The following is a 16911-nucleotide window of genomic DNA, read 5'->3' as shown; positions in this document are numbered from 1 at the left end:
CAGGCGGGAGTGTTTTTAGCGCTGCTCATCGAGCTGTAGCGCAATATACAGCAGCAGACGATCGTCAAAATTACCCAAATCCAGCCCCGTCAGCTCAGAGATACGGTTCAAACGGTATTCCAGCGTATTACGGTGGATAAACAGTGCTTTCGACGTCGCCAGCGGCTGCACGTTATGACGAAACCAGGCCTGTAAGGTGCGACGCAGCAGGCCGTTGTTATCCATCGCCTTCAGGCGAACCAGCGGGCGCGCCAGCTCATTAGCCTGCCAGCCGCCGCGCAGGCTATCCAGCAGTACCGGCAGCATCAAATCCTGGTAAAAATAGCTACGGCTCTCCGGCATCCGCTGTTTACCGACCATCATGGTGGTTCTGGCGGTGCGATACGAGCGAGCAATGCTGCCCGGTCCGGTAAAAAAGTTTCCCAGCGCCACGCGAAAACGCAGCTGACCATTCTCTTTCATCCTGCTAATGAGCTGCTCGACCCGTTTGCAGTGATCTTCCGCATCCCAGCGGCCAAAGGCGTTCAGCGCGGGCTTCAGTACCACCATTTCGGTCAGCGAGACAATGGCCACCAGATTATTACGGTCCGGCGTGGTCAACGCGGTCTGGAGCTGCTGCAGCTCCGCCATCGCGCTGTCTACGCCCAGCTGGCCGCTATCCACTTCAATCATAGCCACCACGCGCGGTTGGTTGAGATCGATCCCCAGACGCTGGGCCCACTCGGTCAGCGCCGGGGTGTTCTCTTCCGCCTGAATCAGGTTCATCACCAGCTCTTCGCGCAGACGGCTATCCTGGGCCAGGAGATGCATCAGCCGCGATTGTTCCAGCATCATCTCGGCGGTCATACACACCAGTTCACCGTATTTACGCAGCGACTCCGGTTCGCCGGTCAGGCCGATAACGCCGACGATCTCCCCTTCCAGACGCAGCGGCAGGTTGATCCCCTGGCGCACGCCGTGCAGATGTCGGGCAACGGCATCATCAATATCGACAACGCGGCCCTGGGAAAGCACTAATAGCGCGCCTTCGTGCAATTCACCAATTCGCTCGCGGTCTCCGCTACCGATAATGCGCCCGCGGGCATCCATTACGTTAATATTGGTATCAATGATGCGCATCGTACGCGCCACGATATCCTGAGCCATTTTGGTATCAAGATGCCAGCCAGCCATGTAACCCTCCCGTGAGCAGGCTAACAGCATAAAAGAGTTGGCAACACGCCGCATTGTGCATTTGCACAAAGCCGGGCTAAGAAATATGGAGTTGTGGAAGATATCACAGAACGAAAAATGGAAGGGGCGGCAGAAATAAAAAAGCCCCTTTCCTCCGCAAGGAGAAAAGGGGCTTTGCGAACCGTCAGGGATTACTGCATCAGCAGATAAATCGACGTATCGCCGCGCTGGATATTCAGCGCCAGAACCGACGGTTTGGCATCAAAAATTTTGCGCAGATCGGCAATATTTTTCACCGGCTGCTGGTTCGCGCCAACGATAATATCGCCTTTCTTCAGGCCAATCTGCGCCGCCGGCGTTCCCGCTTTCACGTTACTCACCACGACGCCTTTATCCTGACCTTTGTTGCTCATTTCCGCACCTTCAATACCGTTGAAGATGGTGCTTGAGTCAACCTGGTTCTGATTGCTCTGCTGCAGCTCAACGGTCACCGTCACCGGCTTGCCGTCACGCAGCAGGCCAAGCTCGACTTTGCTGCCGATCGGCATGGTACCCACCTGGGCACGCAGCGCGGCAAAGCTGCTGATCGATTTACCGTTCAGCGTGGTAATCACGTCGCCGGCTTTAATCCCCGCCTTAGCGGCCGCCGAGTTCGGCATCACCTGGCTGACGAACGCGCCGCGCTGAGCGTCAACTTTCATCGCTTTCGCCAGTTCGGAATTCAGCTCGGTCCCCATGATGCCCAGCTCACCGCGCTTAACCTGGCCAAATTTGACCATCTGATCGGTCAGGTTTTTCACCATGTTGCTCGGAATAGCGAAGCCGATACCAATGTTGCCGCCGTCCGGCGCCAGAATCGCGGTGTTGATACCGATCAGCTCGCCGTTCAGGTTAACCAGCGCGCCGCCGGAGTTACCGCGGTTGATCGCCGCATCGGTCTGGATAAAGTTTTCATAGTTTTCAACGTTCAGGCCGCTACGGCCCAGGGCGGAAACGATCCCCGAGGTCACGGTTTCGCCCAGGCCAAACGGGTTACCGATCGCCACGGTGTAATCACCGACGCGCAGGGCGTCAGAGTCCGCCAGCTTAATCGCGCTCAGGTTTTTCGGATCCTGGATTTGAATCAGCGCAATATCAGAACGCGGGTCTTTGCCGACCACTTTCGCGTCGAACTTGCGGCCATCGCTGAGCTGAACTTTGATAGTAGTCGCGTTATCCACGACGTGGTTGTTAGTCACAACATAGCCTTTAGCGGCATCAATAATCACCCCGGAACCAAGGGCCATAAATTTCTGCTGCTGGCCGCCGTCGCTACCCGGCGCACCGCCCTGCCCGCCGCCCTGACAGAACGGAGAGCTCTGGAACGGAGAACCATCCTGACAGAACGGCGAATTGTCGCCAAAGAACTGCTGGAAGTTACGCGGCATCCGCGGCGTATTAACGGTGGTGCTCCCCTCAACGTTAATGCTCACGACCGACGGCATCACTTTTTCCAGCATCGGCGCCAGGCTTGGCATCTGCTGCGCATTAGTCGCCGAAGAAGCTGTTTCCGCCGCGCTCGCAGAGAGAGGGGACAACGCCAGACCTAAACTCAGAGCCAGGGCACTCATTGCTAACGTGGTTTTTTTCATAGGTTTCAATCTCAATTTCAGATAACGAATAGTTGCTGTGTTGGTGACTATCAGAGTCATTTTATAGCGCGAAGTTCCGGAATGAAGTTTTGGTAAAAGTAAAAATTTATTGTCCGTCTTTACAAAACTCACCCTTATTCTACGGCCATCAATCGTCGATATTCATCCCATGCATACAAGTCGGTCATTCCGCTGATATAGTCCTGAATGAGACGACAGCGATAATAATATTCCATCACTGGAAACTCCGGATTATTGCGCGAAATCTTATTTACGGCTTCTATGTAAGCTAACCGATGACGAGTTGAAAGTTTCTGAAAAAGACGTGATGCAATCGGTAAACTTCGCACCCGCTCTTTTTCCACCAGCAAACTAAACTCATCCAGCGATAATTTTAACAGCGGCTGGTATATATCTAACAGACCGCTGATCACGCGATAGCCCTGCAGCTCCAGCTGCTCGACATCCGGATGGCTAAACACATGTTTTACCGCGACATTTTTATATAGTTCAAGAAGCTGGCTGCAATCGCTATCGTCCTCAAGCAGCGCATGGTTAAAGTCACCGCTAAAAATCTTCGCCAGGTTATCAATAAACCGCCGCGCCGCATACGGTACCAGCCTATTGAGCGTATTAACCCGTAAATACATAAAAAACTGATCTTCGGTACTCCGGCTCAGAGAATTCGCACGCGATTTCTCCCAGGCGTTTTCGACAACCTGATTAAACAAGGAACCTTTTTCGTGAACGCCCCAGGCTTCATAGAGATGCTGATAAAGCTGCTCTACGCTGAAGATGCGTTTTTCTACCGCATCTTCAAGGTCGGCGACGCAATATGAGATATCATCCGCGGCTTCCATAATCCACGTTAATGGGAAGCGATTGTAAGGAGCCAGATCCAGTTCTTTACGCAACCTCGCAACATAGCCCTCTTCGGCTAAATAATAACCAGGTTTTTTCATTAAATAATTGTGGCTAGCCGGCGGTTCCCCGCGCCACCATGCCGGACGCGTATATTTTAGAATACAGCCCACCTGCGCCCAGGTGAGATTCATGCGCATCAGCGTATGCACTAAGCGAATACCCTGCGCATTGCCTTCAAACCAGCATAAGTCCTGGCGAACCTTACGCCGCAGCTCATTCAGCTGGCTATCGCCTTCCTGCAGGCGCAGCGCCGCAACCACGCAGCGATCGTCGGTTAACGGCTGGCTGGCCGCATCGCCGGGGAAAAGCCGCTGGCTGAACCAATCATTAATTGCCGCCTCGCCAAAATGGCCAAATGGCGGATTGCCGATATCGTGCATTAGGCAGGCCATTTCAACAATGCTCTCGAACGGCCCGGTAAGCTCATCCAGCCCGTAGCTTTCCAGCAGCTTCTGCTCTTTCAGACGACTCAGCACCTCTTTGGCGATGTAGCGGCCCACCTGCTGAACTTCCAGAGAGTGGGTCAGCCGCGTACGCACCGCGGCATTGCGCTCCAGCGGGAAAACCTGCGTTTTTTGCTGCAGCCGGCGGATTGCCGGCGAGTTGATGATGCGTCCGCGATCGCTTTCGAAAATTCGCAGGATTTCACGCTCCGTCTCAACGCCCTGCGGTGAACGGTAGCGGCGACGCCAGTTAATCTTGTTGCGAAAATCGATCTTAGCCATGATCTCCCCCGAGCGAGCAATAACGTTTCCTTCTAAGCGCATGATAGACTATGCCGCTAAAACCCACACATCGCGAGTAAATCTATGAAAATCGGTATTATTGGCGCAATGGAAGAAGAAGTTACCCTTCTGCGCGACAAAATCGACAACCGCCAGACCATCACTATCGGCGGCAGCGAAATCTACACCGGCCAGCTGCAGGGCGTTGATGTCGCTTTGTTGAAATCGGGCATTGGCAAAGTCGCCGCCGCCATGGGCGCCACCCTTCTGATGGAGCACTGCAAGCCGGATGTGATTATTAACACCGGTTCTGCGGGCGGCCTCGCGTCGACCCTGAAGGTTGGCGATATCGTTGTCTCCGACGAAACGCGCTATCACGACGCGGACGTCACCGCGTTTGGCTATGAGTATGGCCAGCTGCCGGGCTGCCCTGCCGGTTTCAAAGCCGATGATAAGCTGATTGCCGCCGCAGAGACCTGCATCAGCGCGCTGAATCTTAATGCGGTTCGCGGACTCATTGTCAGCGGCGACGCATTCATCAACGGTTCCATTGGTCTCGCCAAAATCCGCCACAACTTCCCGCAGGCCGTCGCGGTAGAAATGGAAGCCACCTCCATCGCGCACGTCTGCCACAACTATGGCGTACCGTTTGTTGTCGTTCGCGCGATCTCCGATGTTGCCGATCAGCAGTCGCATCTGAGCTTCGACGAGTTTCTCGCCGTTGCCGCGAAGCAATCCACCCTGATGGTGGAAAACCTGGTGCAGCACCTGGCTCGTGGCTAAGTCGCTCAACGCGGCGCTTGCCGTCCTGATGCTGCTTGCCCCGGCGTGGCTTTTCGCCGCGCCGCGGGTGATTACGCTATCTCCCGCCAATACTGAACTGGCGTTTGCCGCCGGTATTACGCCGGTTGGCGTCAGCAGCTATTCCGATTATCCCCCGGAAGCCGCAAAGATAGAGCAGGTCTCCAGCTGGCAGGGGATGAATCTGGAACGCATCGTCGCCCTTAAGCCCGACCTGGTGCTGGCGTGGCGCGGCGGTAACGCTGAACGCCAGGTGAATCAGCTAAGCTCGCTCGGGATAAAAGTCATCTGGGTCGAAACATCGACCATCGAAGAGATTATCGCAACGCTTCGTCAGCTGGCGCAGTGGAGCCCGCAGCCGGAAAAGGCGCGGCAGGCGGCGCAGAAAATGCAGGACGCGTACCAGGCCTTAAAAACCCGCTACGCGAGCGGGCCGAAAAAACGCGTTTTTTTACAGTTCGGCGCCAACCCTCTCTTTACCACCAGCAAAGGCTCGATTCAGGATCAGGTTCTGACGCTGTGTGGGGGAGAAAACATTTTTGCCGCCAGCCGGGTTCCCTGGCCGCAGGTGAGCCGTGAACAGGTACTGGCAAGGCAGCCGCAGGCCATTGTCATCGCCGGCGACGCCAGTCAACTTCCCGCCGTTGAGCGCTATTGGCAGAATCAGCTAAAAATTTCTTTTATTGCGCTACATGGCGACTGGTTTGAACGCGCGAGCCCACGTATTATTCTCGCCGCAAAACAACTCTGTACTGCGCTCGAGCAGATAAAATAATCACCTGCTAACCCAGGTGCTAAAAGGCTATCCCACCAGGCGCAATTGTTGCAGCCAGTTTGGACACGGGCGGCGCGGAACACCCGGAGCGTACATGTGGTACGTGGGGGCTGTGAGCACTGCCCGGGGCCAGACTGGCAAATAAAAAAGCCTAATGGGATAGATTCTAAGTGGGAACTGACGATGCTTGTCTATTGGCTGGATATCATTGGCACCGCCGTGTTTGCCATCTCCGGCGTCCTGCTGGCTGGAAAGCTGCGCATGGACCCTTTCGGCGTGCTGGTATTAGGCGTGGTGACCGCGGTGGGCGGTGGCACCATTCGCGATATGGCCCTTGCTAACGGCCCGGTATTTTGGGTTAAAGACCCTACCGATCTGGTGGTGGCGATGGTCACCAGTATGTTCACTATCCTGCTGGTACGCCAGCCGCGCCGGTTACCGAAATGGGTGCTGCCGGTGCTGGACGCCGTCGGTCTGGCGGTATTTGTCGGTATTGGCGTCAACAAAGCCTTTCTTGCCCATAGCGGACCGCTGGTGGCCGTCTGCATGGGCGTCGTCACCGGCGTCGGCGGGGGAATCATCCGCGACGTGCTGGCGCGTGAAATCCCGATGATTCTGCGTACGGAAATCTACGCGACGGCCTGCATCGTTGGCGGCATCGTGCATGCGACGGCGTACTACACCTTTCAGGTTCCGTTAGAAAACGCGGCGATGATAGGTATGGTGGTCACGCTGGTCATCAGGCTGGCGGCCATCCGCTGGCACCTGAAGCTGCCAACGTTCGCGCTTGATGAGAATGGACGGTAATAAAAGCAAAACGGTAACCTTAACGTTACCGTTTTTAGCGTTTGCTCCCTCTCGCTGTATGAGAGGGCTGGGGAGAAGAGGCTCCCGGGCGCACTATCTTTAGACGCTGAACGAGGAGCCGCAGCCGCAGGTGCTTTTCGCATTCGGGTTGGTCACGATAAAACGCGAGCCTTCCAGACCTTCGGTATAATCGACGGCGCCGCCGACCAGATACTGCAGGCTCATTGGGTCAACCACCAGGCCGACGCCCTGCTTCTCGATAGTCATATCGCCTTCGTTAACCTGATCGTCGAAGGTAAAGCCGTACTGGAAACCGCTGCAGCCACCACCGGTGATGTACACGCGCAGTTTCAGGTTCGGATTGTCTTCATCCGCAATCAGGTCTTTTACTTTAATCGCCGCGGCTTCGGTAAACTCCAGCGGCAACGCTACGTCATCACTCATTTTATGCTCCCATTGATACTTCTGACCGGTTAAAGAATAACCCGACCTTTTGAGCCATTATCCAATACCCGAGTAAATCGTTCAAGTATTCTCCCCGCCGACCGGCTGCGCCTTTGCTTCCTGTTCCGCCTTTTGTTTTGCCAGGGTGCGCTGCAGAATAGTCGAGTATAAAGGCTTACCGCCGAGGAATTGTGCCAATAGTGTTGCGCCGAGACAGGTAATAATCATTGGCAAAATGAGCTGATAGTTATCGGTCATCTCCAGCACCAGCACGATGCCGGTCAACGGCGCGCGAACCGAGGCGGCGAGCAGCGCCCCCATCCCGGCGATGGCAAAGGTGCCGGCATCCAGATGATAGGCCGGAAACAGCGGCGTCGCCGCCATGCCAAACGCCGTGCCCAGCAGCGTCCCCAGCGCCAGCATCGGCGCAAAGATACCGCCGGGCGCGCCGGAAGAGAAGCAAAGCAGCGTGGTAATCACCCGCGCGATAAAAATAAACAGCAGCAGGCCGACGGAAAAATTGCCCGCCGCGGCGATGGGAATCAGGTTAAACCCGCCGCCGGACGCCGCCGGCTGAATCAGACCCAGCACGCCGCAGCTTCCGCCGATCAGGCCGCCAATCAGCACCCATTTTTTAATGTTGCCGCCGTGGAGCCGCTGGAACATATCCTGGGTGCGCAGAACCAGCGTATTAAACAGCGGGCCAACACAGCCAAAAATCATCCCGAGGATCAAATACAGCCACAGGGTGTTGACCGGCGCATTGCTGAGCTTACCGACCTCGATAACCGCTTTATCGCCGTTGAAGATACGGAAAACGATGGTGGCCATAATGACGCCGGTAAACACGGCTTTAATGGAGATCAGGTTGTAGCGAAACTGCGGGCGCATCTCTTCAATAATAAACAGAATCCCGGCCAGCGGCGCGTTAAAGGCGGCGGAGAGCCCCGCCGCGGCGCCGGTCGCCAGCAGCGTATGGCGCGCTTCCGGACTGCGCATGCGAAAAACGTCCACCACCATGCGCCCAAGATTGCCCCCAAGCTGCACCATCGGCCCTTCGCGCCCCAGCACCATGCCCGCACCCAGCGTCCCCATGCCGCCGATAAACTTCACCGGCAGTACGCGCCACCAGCGAACGGGACGCAGCTCCTCCAGCGCGCCTTCAATTTCCGGGATCCCGGATCCGCCCGCTTCCGGCGCAAAACGACGGACGAGAAAATAGCCCACCATCGCCAGCAAAGCGGAGAGGATAAAGGCCAGCGGCCAGACCAGAAACCAGTGGTCCGCCACCTCTACCAGCGCGCCTATGCGCAGGTTCTGCACCCAGTTGACGCTTTTTTCAAACGCGACGCCGATCAGCCCCGCCAGCGTGCCGACAACGGCCGCCATTAATAACACCGCCAGCGGCGTTTTATCACGCTGAATCAACCGACGCACGGCATCGCTGCGGCGAACGCGTACGAACTGATGTGCTGAAGAAGAGGGGTTTTCTGCTTTCATGCCATTATCAATAATAAGTAATACAAATAGAAAGAAGGTCATTCTAGCCAACCGGACAGGCTCCGTCGTCAAAAAAATGCGCCGTGACCCCATTGTTTCAATTGGGCAAAACTTTCATAACCTTCCTGGAATAACTTAGAATAGTCGACAAAACATTTTTCACGAACCAGGACCCTGGCAATGAGCAAATCTGAAAATCTGTATAACGCTGCGCGTGAACTTATTCCCGGCGGCGTGAACTCTCCGGTACGTGCGTTCACCGGCGTCGGCGGTACGCCGCTGTTTATCGAGCGCGCCGACGGCGCTTACCTTTACGACGTTGATGGTAAAGCGTATATCGATTATGTCGGCTCCTGGGGCCCAATGGTGCTGGGTCATAACCATCCGGCCATCCGCAACGCGGTCATTGAAGCCGCCGAACGCGGCCTGAGCTTTGGCGCGCCGACGGAGATGGAAGTTAAAATGGCGGCGCTGGTCACCGAGCTGGTCCCGACCATGGATATGGTCCGCATGGTGAACTCCGGTACCGAAGCCACCATGAGCGCCATTCGCCTGGCCCGCGGCTTTACCGGCCGCGACAAAATTATCAAGTTCGAAGGCTGCTACCACGGCCACGCCGACTGCCTGCTGGTAAAAGCCGGCTCAGGCGCGCTGACGCTCGGCCAGCCGAACTCGCCGGGCGTGCCGGCGGATTTCGCCAAACACACCCTGACCTGCACCTATAACGATCTGTCCTCGGTTCGCGCCGCGTTCGAACAGTATCCGCAGGATATCGCCTGCATCATCGTTGAGCCGGTAGCCGGTAATATGAACTGCATCCCGCCGCAGCCGGAATTTCTGCCGGGCCTGCGCGCGCTGTGCGACGAGTTCGGCGCGCTGCTGATTATTGATGAAGTCATGACCGGCTTCCGCGTGGCACTGGCCGGCGCGCAGGATTACTACGGCGTTGTGCCGGATCTGACCTGCCTTGGCAAAATCATCGGCGGCGGTATGCCGGTTGGCGCATTCGGCGGTCGTCGTGAGGTGATGGATGCCCTGGCGCCGACCGGCCCGGTTTACCAGGCAGGCACCCTCTCCGGCAACCCCATCGCGATGGCGGCAGGTTTCGCTTGCCTGAGCGAAGTGGCGCAGCCCGGCGTGCACGAGACGCTAACCGAGCTCACTAACCAGCTGGCCCAGGGCCTGCTGGACGCCGCGCGCGATGCCGGTATTCCGCTGGTGGTGAATAACGTCGGCGGCATGTTCGGCATTTTCTTTACCGATGCGCCAACCGTGACCTGCTACCAGGACGTGGTCAAATGCGATGTCGAGCGGTTTAAACGCTTCTTCCACCTGATGCTGGAAGAGGGCGTCTACCTGGCGCCGTCGGCGTTTGAAGCGGGCTTTATGTCCATCGCCCATAGCGAAGAAGATATCGACAACACCGTCGCCGCCGCGCGTAACGCCTTCGCGAAGCTGTAACCTCAACGCCGGGGCCCCCCTGCCCCGGCAATACGCATCTTGTTTAAAAGCATCATTTTGCGTCGGCCCACGCATAACAAGATGCAAACGCGATCGCCTCGAAAGATTGTCATCATCCCGCCTCGTAGAACCCAAAATCGTCGGCAGACAATGGGCAGGCAAAAGCAGATTCTCAGCGGAAACTCAGCCGCAAGGATTGCTCAGAATGACAACACAATCGTCCCCTACACCGCATGACGCCATTTTTAAACAGCTACTGGCCCATATCGATATGCAGCACCGGCGTATTGCGATCCTGGAGCTCCTGCAAAAGCATATTCGCCAGCGGGATCTCATGTTGCTGCTCGAGCAATTGGGGATTCTGCTTAACGCGGGATACACTACCGCCGAGCAGCTAAAAGTGTTATTTAGCTATATGGGGCAGCGCGGTCGTGACGGAAAACGAATTAGAGCAGTTGCAGAATTCCGCAGTTAGTCCCAACTGAATCCGGGCAAAAAAGGGGATAACATCGCGACGCCCGCCGGGCATCGCGATGGTGAAACGCTACCGGCTCTGCTTTCTCAACAGATAGATAAAGTACGGCGCGCCGATAAACGTCGACAGCAATCCTGCCGGGATTTGGTACGGGAACATCAGCATCCGGCCGCACCAGTCGGCAAACACCAGCAGCACTCCGCCAATCAGGCCGGAGATCGCCATATGCGGCATCGTACGCCGGAATCCCATCATACGCGCAATATGCGGCGCCATTAACCCCACGAAGCTGAGCGGGCCAATCGTTAGGGTTGCGGCCGCGGTCAGACATGCCGCCAGCAGCAGCAGCCCGATACGTGACGGCGTCAGCGCCATCCCGACCGCCCTCGCCGCCTCGCCGCCCAGCGGCAGAATCGTCAACCAGCGTCGGCAAAGCGGCGTCAGCGCCAGCAGAATAAGCATCACCGCGCCGCTGCGCATCACGAGCTCCGGCGTGGCGCTGTAGGTTGAGCCGGAAATCCACGTCAGGATCTGCGCCATTCGCGGATCGCCGCTGGCCTGCAGCATCATCAGCAGCATGGTAAACGCCGTGCTCAGCGCCATCCCCGCCAGCAGCATGCGATGCGGCGAGAACCCGCCGCGTCCGGCGGCAATCAGAATGACCAGCAGCGTCGCCGCCGCGCCGAGGCTACCGGCGGGCAGCAGCCAGCCAAAGGCATTTCCCGGCACGAAGAACAGCATCACCACCACGCCAAACGCCGCGCCCGAGCTGATCCCGAGCACTTCCGGACTGGCCATCGGATTACCGGTTAAGCGCTGGATAATGCAGCCCGCCACCGCCAGCATCACGCCAGCGAACAGCGCCGCCAGAATGCGCGGCCAGCGCCAGGGCATTAGCTCATCCAGTAGCGTACCGCTGGCCCAGTGCCAGCCCTGCGCGTCGCGGCCGAAAGCCAGCGCCGCGACGATGGCCAGCAGCAGAATCGCCAGCCCGCCCAGCGCGAACCACAGCACATGTTGCCGTTCAGCCAGCACGCTATCGCCACCGTTCATCACCGGCGCGCTAATGCTGCGCAGGCGCGGCAGCAGCCATAGCAGCAGCGGCGCGCCAATCAGCGCGGTCACCGAACCGGTGGAGATCTCCATCCACACCCGGGCCAGCCAGAGGATAACCTGATCGGAGAGCCACAGCAGCAGCGCGCCAATCAGGGCCGCCAGCAGCAGGCGCGAGAGGAGGCGACGCGCGCCCAGCATCTTCGCCAACAGCGGCGCGAACAGGCCGATAAAGCCAATAATCCCCACCGCATTCACCAACAGGGCGCTAATGATAATCGCCAGGGTCAACGCCCCCAGCCGCGCCAGCGAGAGCGCCAGTCCGAGGTTGCGCGCCACGCCGTCGTCCAGCCCCATCAGGGTCAGCGGACGCAGCAGCAGTAGCGTTAAAATCGCTCCGCCCAGCAGCTGCGGCCACAGCCGCTGCACCACGCTCCAGTCGGTCTGCGTCAGGGTACCTGTACTCCACAGGAACATACTTTGCAGCCGATCGTGATGGAAAATAGCCATTAGTTGATTAAGCGCGCCGCAGTACAGGCTCACCACCAGCCCTGCCAGAATCAACGTCACCGGCGAGAGGCGTTTGCCCCACGACACGCCAAACACCAGCGCGCCGACAATGCACGCCCCGGCCAGCGCGGCGAACTGCGATGCCAGCACGCCAGGGATCGCCCACAGCGTGGTGACCGTCATGCCCAACTGCGCCCCGGTCGCCACGCCGAGCGTCGTCGGCTCCGCCAGCGGGTTACGTAGTACCTGCTGGAACAGCACGCCCACCAGCCCCAGCCCGGCGCCGACCAGCAGCGATATCGCCAGCCTCGGCAGCAGGCTGTAGTGGAACAGCATCTGAGCGATATTATCGATATTCGGCTGCCAAAGCGCCTGCCCCCATTCGCTTCGCGGCAGCGCCACGTTGAGGTTGAACAGCGTCAGCGCGGCAGCGACGAGAAGGAGCGTCAACAGAAGTGATGTCGCCAAAGGCGAAATTCGCGATCTCACGCCGGGCCTCCCTGAGCGTCGGCCAGCACGCGGGCAAAATGCATCGCCGATAGCGTCGCGCCATAGAACCACACCGCCGGGACGCGCTGAAAACGCCCTGCGCGAACAAACGGCATCGCTCGCCACAGCGGCGTCGCCATAAGCTGCGCCATCTCCCGCGCATTGCCGTGGTCGAAGCAGATAACGTCGGCGTCTCTGTAGGCCGCCAGCCGGTCAATACCGACGGTGACGCTGCCCCAGAAGGTGGTTTCGCCCTGCCAGGCATTTTTGATGGCAAAGCGGTCGAGCACCTCCTGGAACAGGCAGTTTTGCGCAAAAACCAGCACGTGACGGCTATCAAGCAGAGTAATCATCAGCAGCGGACGATCGCCGCGGCGGGCAAAGCGCGGTCGCAGGCTCTCCATCAGCGCGTCAAATTCCGCCAGATGGCGCTTCGCTTCCCGCTGCCTGCCGATCAGATCAGCCATTTCGCCAAGCGACTGCTGAGCCATCATCAGCGGGCGCTTGCCGTCGCTGAAGGTGAATCCTCGTCCGGGCGCAATACGCGCCAGCTTTTCCGCCGACGGGCCGTATCCCGCCGACCAGACCAGAAACGACGGCTTCATCTGCGTCAGCAGCTCCAGATTGGGCTCGGTACGCAGCCCGACGTCAATCACCGAATCAGGCAGCGCCGGTTCATTGACCCACAGCCGGTAGTTAGGGATATCGGCAACGCCGTAGGGCGTAACGCCCAGCGCCAGCAGCAGCTCTACCGGCAGCCATTCGAGCGCGACAATACGCTGCGGATCCACTTCCGCCGCCCGCGCGCCGCGCATCTGCCACAGCAGCGGAGACAGCGCCATTGCGGTCAGCAGGCGCCGCCGCGTGATAAATGTGAGGTTTTCCATCAATAGACAAAACTTACCGGCGCTGCGCCAGCCGGATGCGGCAGGATCCCCATCGGGATGCCGTAAATTTGTTCCAGGGTTTCGCTGCGCATCAGCTCCGCGGGCGTTCCCTGAGCGATCATCTCACCGCCGCGCAGCGCAACCAGATAGTCGCAGTAGCGCGCCGCCATATTGATATCATGCAGTACGGCGATCACCGTCAGCCCGCGCTGCTGGCTGAGGCGATGGACCAGCGCCAGCACATCCACCTGGTGGGCGATATCCAGCGCCGAGGTCGGTTCATCGAGCAGCAGGCAGCGGCTATCCTGAGCCACCAGCATGGCAATCCAAGCGCGCTGGCGTTCACCGCCGGAGAGGCTGTCCACCAGCCGGTGGGCCAGCGGTTTTAGCCCGACCAGCGCAATCGCCTCTTCCACTTTCTCCCGATCCGCCGCGCCAAAACGCCCCAGCGCTCCGTGCCACGGGTAGCGGCCGATCGCCACCAGCTCACGCACCGTCATGCCTTCCGCCGGTGGCAGCTGCTGCGGCAGATAAGCCACTTTGCGGGCAAAGGCTTTACTGCCCCAGCTGTCGAGCGGCTGACCGTCGAGCAAAACCTCCCCGTCCGAGGGCGCCTGATGGCGGCCAAGCATTTTCAGCAGCGTCGATTTGCCGGAGCCGTTATGGCCAATCAGGCCCGTGACTTTTCCCGCCGGGAAGGTTAACGACAGAGGATGCAGCAGCGTTCTGCCGGGCACGCGGAAGGTCACGCGGTCCAGTGAAAACGTCGTATCGGAGTGCGGAGTGATTTCCTGCATAACGGAACCTGGTCAGAGGCGCGGCGAACCGCGCCCGTTAAGTGGTTAGAAACGGAAAGTCGCGGTCGCCACAACCTGGCGCTCAGCGCCCCAGTAGCATGCGTACTCGCTATAGCAGCTGGAAACGTATTCGCGATCGAACAGGTTGTTGACGTTGACCCCGATCGACGAACCCGGCAGACCAAAGCGCGCTAAATCATATTTCACGGTGGCATCCATTAACGCGTAGCCCGCGACGTTGAAGGCGTCATCTTTTTTCCCCGTCGAAGTATCGTTTTTGTAATAGCTTACCGTTGAACCGACATAGCGCGCCCCGGCACCCACCGTCAGGCCGCTCAGAGCGGTTTCGTGGAAGGTGTAGTCGGCCCACAGCGACGCCATGTTGCGCGGCACTTCCGCCGGACGCTTGCCGTTAAAGGTGGTGTCATGCTGGTATTGGGCGTCGGTATAGGTATAGGAAGCCGTCACGTTGACGTTGGCGTTAACCGCCGCCTTCGCCTCCAGCTCAATCCCGCGAGAGCGGATTTCGCCCGTCTGGATGCTGAACGAGGCGTTGTTCGGATCCGCCGTCAGGTTTTTATCTTTGGTCAGCTGATATACCGCGGCGGTCAGCACGACCGGCATATCCTTCGGTACGTACTTCACCCCGGCTTCATACTGTTCGCCGTGGGAAGCATCGAAGGGTTTACCATCCCGCGACGATCCGGAAACCGGCTCAAAAGACTGGCTGTAGCTGAAGTATGGCGAGATACCATTATCAAACAGATAGTTAACACCGCCGCGCCAGGTGAACTGCTGATCGTGATTTTTGGCGAGGGTATTCGCAGGGCGCGTCAGGGTTGAAGCCATCGCATAGTCGTAGCGGCCCCCCAGCGTCATCACCCACTTATCCCACGCCATCTGATCCTGAGCATAGAGACCGGTCTGCTCCATACGGTTCAGCACTGAATAGGGGAAGTTAACGCTAACGTTTGCATTGCCGTACTGCGGATTCTGCATGTCAAGCGCGGAAGCCGTCCCGTAATCGGCGGTCACATCATTGCGCATGCGCGAATAATCCACGCCGGTTAACAGAGTGTGCCCTACCGCGCCGGTAGCGAAATCAGACTGCAGCTGAGTATCAACGGTAAACGTATTAAGGTTCTCATCGGAGCGAACATACGCACGGTTGATTTTGCCTGTCGGCGTATATCCGTTGCCGTAGACCGAACGATAGAGGGTATGGACGTTGGCATAACGCAGGTTCTGACGTACGGTGAAAGTATCATCAAACTGATGCGAGAAGCTGTAGCCCACCATCTGCTGACGGCGGGACATCTTATTATCCGCCTCGCCTTCGTTAAAGTCCGTCGGCAGCTTATGCGCCTTACCGTTGGCGTCGTAATACGGCACCACCGTCCCTTCACGCGGCAGCCAGCCGTAATATCCGGCATACGGATCGCTCTGGAAATTACTCAGGAAAGTGAAGTCCGTTTTGTCATCCGGACGCCAGCTAAAGGAGGGGGCGACCGCGTAACGGGTAGACTTCGCCATTTGCTGCTGGGCGTCCTGGCTGCGGCCCAAACCGGTCAGACGATATGACCACACGCCGTCATCATCAATGGCGTCGCTGAAATCAAATCCCGTCTGCCACAGATTATCGGTGCCCATTTTAAACTGGATTTCTTTCAGCGGCTCAGTGGTCGGACGCTTGCTGACCATGCTGACGATACCGCCAGGGTTGCTGTTGCCGTACAGCACCGACGTTGGCCCGCGCATCACCTCAACACGTTCGAGGAAATAAGGGTCCATCGATACTTCGGAATAGTTATTACCCTGCAGCTTCATCCCATCCAGATACTGGTTGGTATTCACCGTTGTCGACGTGGTGAAACCACGAATCGTCACCACATCATAGGTGGTTGAGCTGCCGCGAGTCGAGAATACGCCCGGCGTATAGGCCAGCGCTTCTTTCACCGTCGTCGGCTGCTTCATCTCCATTTCCTGACGGGTCACCACGGAAATAGACTGCGGCGTTTTTTCGATGGGGGTATCGGTTTTTGTTGCGGTAGCCGAATGTTTCGCCGCGATGGTCGCTGCCGGTCCCCAGGCGCTCTCCTGCGGGGCCGGAGCGGCGGTGACGGTAATGGTTTCTTCTTTCGGTTCAACTGCCGCCTGTGCATAAACAGACATGCCGCTAACCGCCGTGGCTACTACAACTGCGATTTTACGCAGCGAGTGATTTGGCTGAGCAGTTTTAAGACGCGCCATGGGTATATCTCTAATAGAAGTGAATGATAACGTAAACGAGAATTATTATTATAACGGGTGACATAATAGGCGAAACGCGCGCGGCAAGGCAAGAAATATGCCCCCTGTGAGCGATCAAAGGATGAATAAATAACCAGACGGTAAGTGTGGGGTTAAACGGCTGTTAATTAAATGACAGAGATAAAAAGGCCCCCTACTACCGGGGTAGT

At 57.9% G+C, this 16911-nt stretch carries 13 protein-coding genes and 1 pseudogene; 5 read left to right on the top strand and 9 right to left on the bottom strand.

The window, feature by feature from the left end:
• Positions 1-15: 15 nt before the first annotated feature.
• From cdaR to dgt, 3 genes are all read right to left on the bottom strand, one after another.
• A complete protein-coding gene (gene cdaR, locus ABLV30_RS03060; RefSeq protein WP_004098741.1) occupies positions 16-1173 on the bottom strand; it encodes a DNA-binding transcriptional regulator CdaR in 1158 nt (385 codons plus the stop codon).
• Positions 1174-1364: 191 nt separating this feature from the next.
• Positions 1365-2804, bottom strand: coding sequence for a serine endoprotease DegP (gene degP, locus ABLV30_RS03055; protein WP_004098740.1), 1440 nt, complete (start codon positions 2802-2804; stop codon positions 1365-1367).
• A gap of 134 nt (positions 2805-2938) precedes the next feature.
• Positions 2939-4453: a dGTPase gene (gene dgt / locus ABLV30_RS03050; protein ID WP_046877770.1), complete on the bottom strand. Its 1515-nt coding sequence runs from the start codon at positions 4451-4453 to the stop codon at positions 2939-2941.
• An 84-nt stretch (positions 4454-4537) separates the two neighbouring features.
• Between dgt and mtnN the strand changes: the two genes are divergently transcribed.
• From mtnN to ABLV30_RS03035, 3 genes are all read left to right on the top strand, one after another.
• Complete coding sequence (gene mtnN / locus ABLV30_RS03045) at positions 4538-5236, top strand: 5'-methylthioadenosine/S-adenosylhomocysteine nucleosidase (RefSeq protein WP_102803163.1); 699 nt, start codon at positions 4538-4540, stop codon at positions 5234-5236.
• Positions 5229-6029: a vitamin B12 ABC transporter substrate-binding protein BtuF gene (btuF, locus tag ABLV30_RS03040; RefSeq protein WP_025107381.1), complete on the top strand. Its 801-nt coding sequence runs from the start codon at positions 5229-5231 to the stop codon at positions 6027-6029. The genes mtnN and btuF overlap by 8 nt, the downstream gene beginning before the upstream one ends.
• 183 nt (positions 6030-6212) lie before the next feature.
• On the top strand, positions 6213-6836 hold the full coding sequence (locus tag ABLV30_RS03035; RefSeq protein WP_009654554.1) for a TRIC cation channel family protein: 624 nt from the start codon (positions 6213-6215) through the stop codon (positions 6834-6836).
• 99 nt (positions 6837-6935) lie between these two features.
• Here the strand turns inward: ABLV30_RS03035 and erpA are convergent, their stop codons facing one another.
• Together erpA and clcA are read right to left on the bottom strand one after the other, a co-directional pair.
• Positions 6936-7280, bottom strand: a complete 345-nt coding sequence (gene erpA / locus ABLV30_RS03030) for an iron-sulfur cluster insertion protein ErpA (protein WP_004098733.1) — start codon at positions 7278-7280, stop codon at positions 6936-6938.
• An 81-nt stretch (positions 7281-7361) separates the two neighbouring features.
• Positions 7362-8780, bottom strand: coding sequence for a H(+)/Cl(-) exchange transporter ClcA (clcA, locus tag ABLV30_RS03025; RefSeq protein WP_032694441.1), 1419 nt, complete (start codon positions 8778-8780; stop codon positions 7362-7364).
• A 180-nt stretch (positions 8781-8960) separates the two neighbouring features.
• Between clcA and hemL the strand changes: the two genes are divergently transcribed.
• Complete coding sequence (hemL, locus tag ABLV30_RS03020; RefSeq protein WP_046877771.1) at positions 8961-10241, top strand: glutamate-1-semialdehyde 2,1-aminomutase; 1281 nt, start codon at positions 8961-8963, stop codon at positions 10239-10241.
• Between the two features lie 271 nt (positions 10242-10512).
• A pseudogene (locus ABLV30_RS03015) lies at positions 10513-10608 on the top strand (Rpn family recombination-promoting nuclease/putative transposase); the annotation flags it as partial.
• A 177-nt stretch (positions 10609-10785) separates the two neighbouring features.
• On the opposite strand, the gene fhuB reads toward ABLV30_RS03015, so the two are convergent.
• Genes fhuB through fhuA form a run of 4 tightly spaced genes read right to left on the bottom strand, consistent with a single transcriptional unit; the run spans position 10786 to position 16702 of the window.
• Complete coding sequence (gene fhuB / locus ABLV30_RS03010) at positions 10786-12768, bottom strand: Fe(3+)-hydroxamate ABC transporter permease FhuB (RefSeq protein WP_038424086.1); 1983 nt, start codon at positions 12766-12768, stop codon at positions 10786-10788.
• A complete protein-coding gene (gene fhuD, locus ABLV30_RS03005) occupies positions 12765-13655 on the bottom strand; it encodes a Fe(3+)-hydroxamate ABC transporter substrate-binding protein FhuD (RefSeq protein ID WP_014227987.1) in 891 nt (296 codons plus the stop codon). The genes fhuB and fhuD overlap by 4 nt, the downstream gene beginning before the upstream one ends.
• On the bottom strand, positions 13655-14452 hold the full coding sequence (gene fhuC, locus ABLV30_RS03000) for a Fe3+-hydroxamate ABC transporter ATP-binding protein FhuC (protein ID WP_004098728.1): 798 nt from the start codon (positions 14450-14452) through the stop codon (positions 13655-13657). Before fhuC ends, fhuD begins: the two co-directional genes overlap by 1 nt.
• 45 nt (positions 14453-14497) lie before the next feature.
• The gene (gene fhuA / locus ABLV30_RS02995; protein ID WP_219677606.1) at positions 14498-16702 is read right to left on the bottom strand and encodes a ferrichrome porin FhuA; all 2205 of its coding nucleotides are present in this window, start codon (positions 16700-16702) and stop codon (positions 14498-14500) included.
• Between the last annotated feature and the right edge of the window lie 209 nt (positions 16703-16911).

It is taken from the genome of Klebsiella sp. CN_Kp113, from assembly GCF_040064585.1.
Taxonomy (GTDB): domain Bacteria; phylum Pseudomonadota; class Gammaproteobacteria; order Enterobacterales; family Enterobacteriaceae; genus Klebsiella; species Klebsiella michiganensis.
This window is presented reverse-complemented; position numbering and strand designations above follow the sequence as displayed.

Coding starts and splice junctions, on each gene's coding strand:
- erpA (WP_004098733.1), bottom strand. CDS start 7,280: ATGAGTGATGACGTAGCGTTGCCGCTGGAGTTTACCGAAGCCGCGGCG.
- dgt (WP_046877770.1), bottom strand. CDS start 4,453: ATGGCTAAGATCGATTTTCGCAACAAGATTAACTGGCGTCGCCGCTAC.
- hemL (WP_046877771.1), top strand. CDS start 8,961: ATGAGCAAATCTGAAAATCTGTATAACGCTGCGCGTGAACTTATTCCC.
- fhuD (WP_014227987.1), bottom strand. CDS start 13,655: ATGGAAAACCTCACATTTATCACGCGGCGGCGCCTGCTGACCGCAATG.
- ABLV30_RS03035 (WP_009654554.1), top strand. CDS start 6,213: ATGCTTGTCTATTGGCTGGATATCATTGGCACCGCCGTGTTTGCCATC.
- degP (WP_004098740.1), bottom strand. CDS start 2,804: ATGAAAAAAACCACGTTAGCAATGAGTGCCCTGGCTCTGAGTTTAGGT.
- mtnN (WP_102803163.1), top strand. CDS start 4,538: ATGAAAATCGGTATTATTGGCGCAATGGAAGAAGAAGTTACCCTTCTG.
- cdaR (WP_004098741.1), bottom strand. CDS start 1,173: ATGGCTGGCTGGCATCTTGATACCAAAATGGCTCAGGATATCGTGGCG.
- clcA (WP_032694441.1), bottom strand. CDS start 8,780: ATGAAAGCAGAAAACCCCTCTTCTTCAGCACATCAGTTCGTACGCGTT.
- fhuA (WP_219677606.1), bottom strand. CDS start 16,702: ATGGCGCGTCTTAAAACTGCTCAGCCAAATCACTCGCTGCGTAAAATC.
- fhuC (WP_004098728.1), bottom strand. CDS start 14,452: ATGCAGGAAATCACTCCGCACTCCGATACGACGTTTTCACTGGACCGC.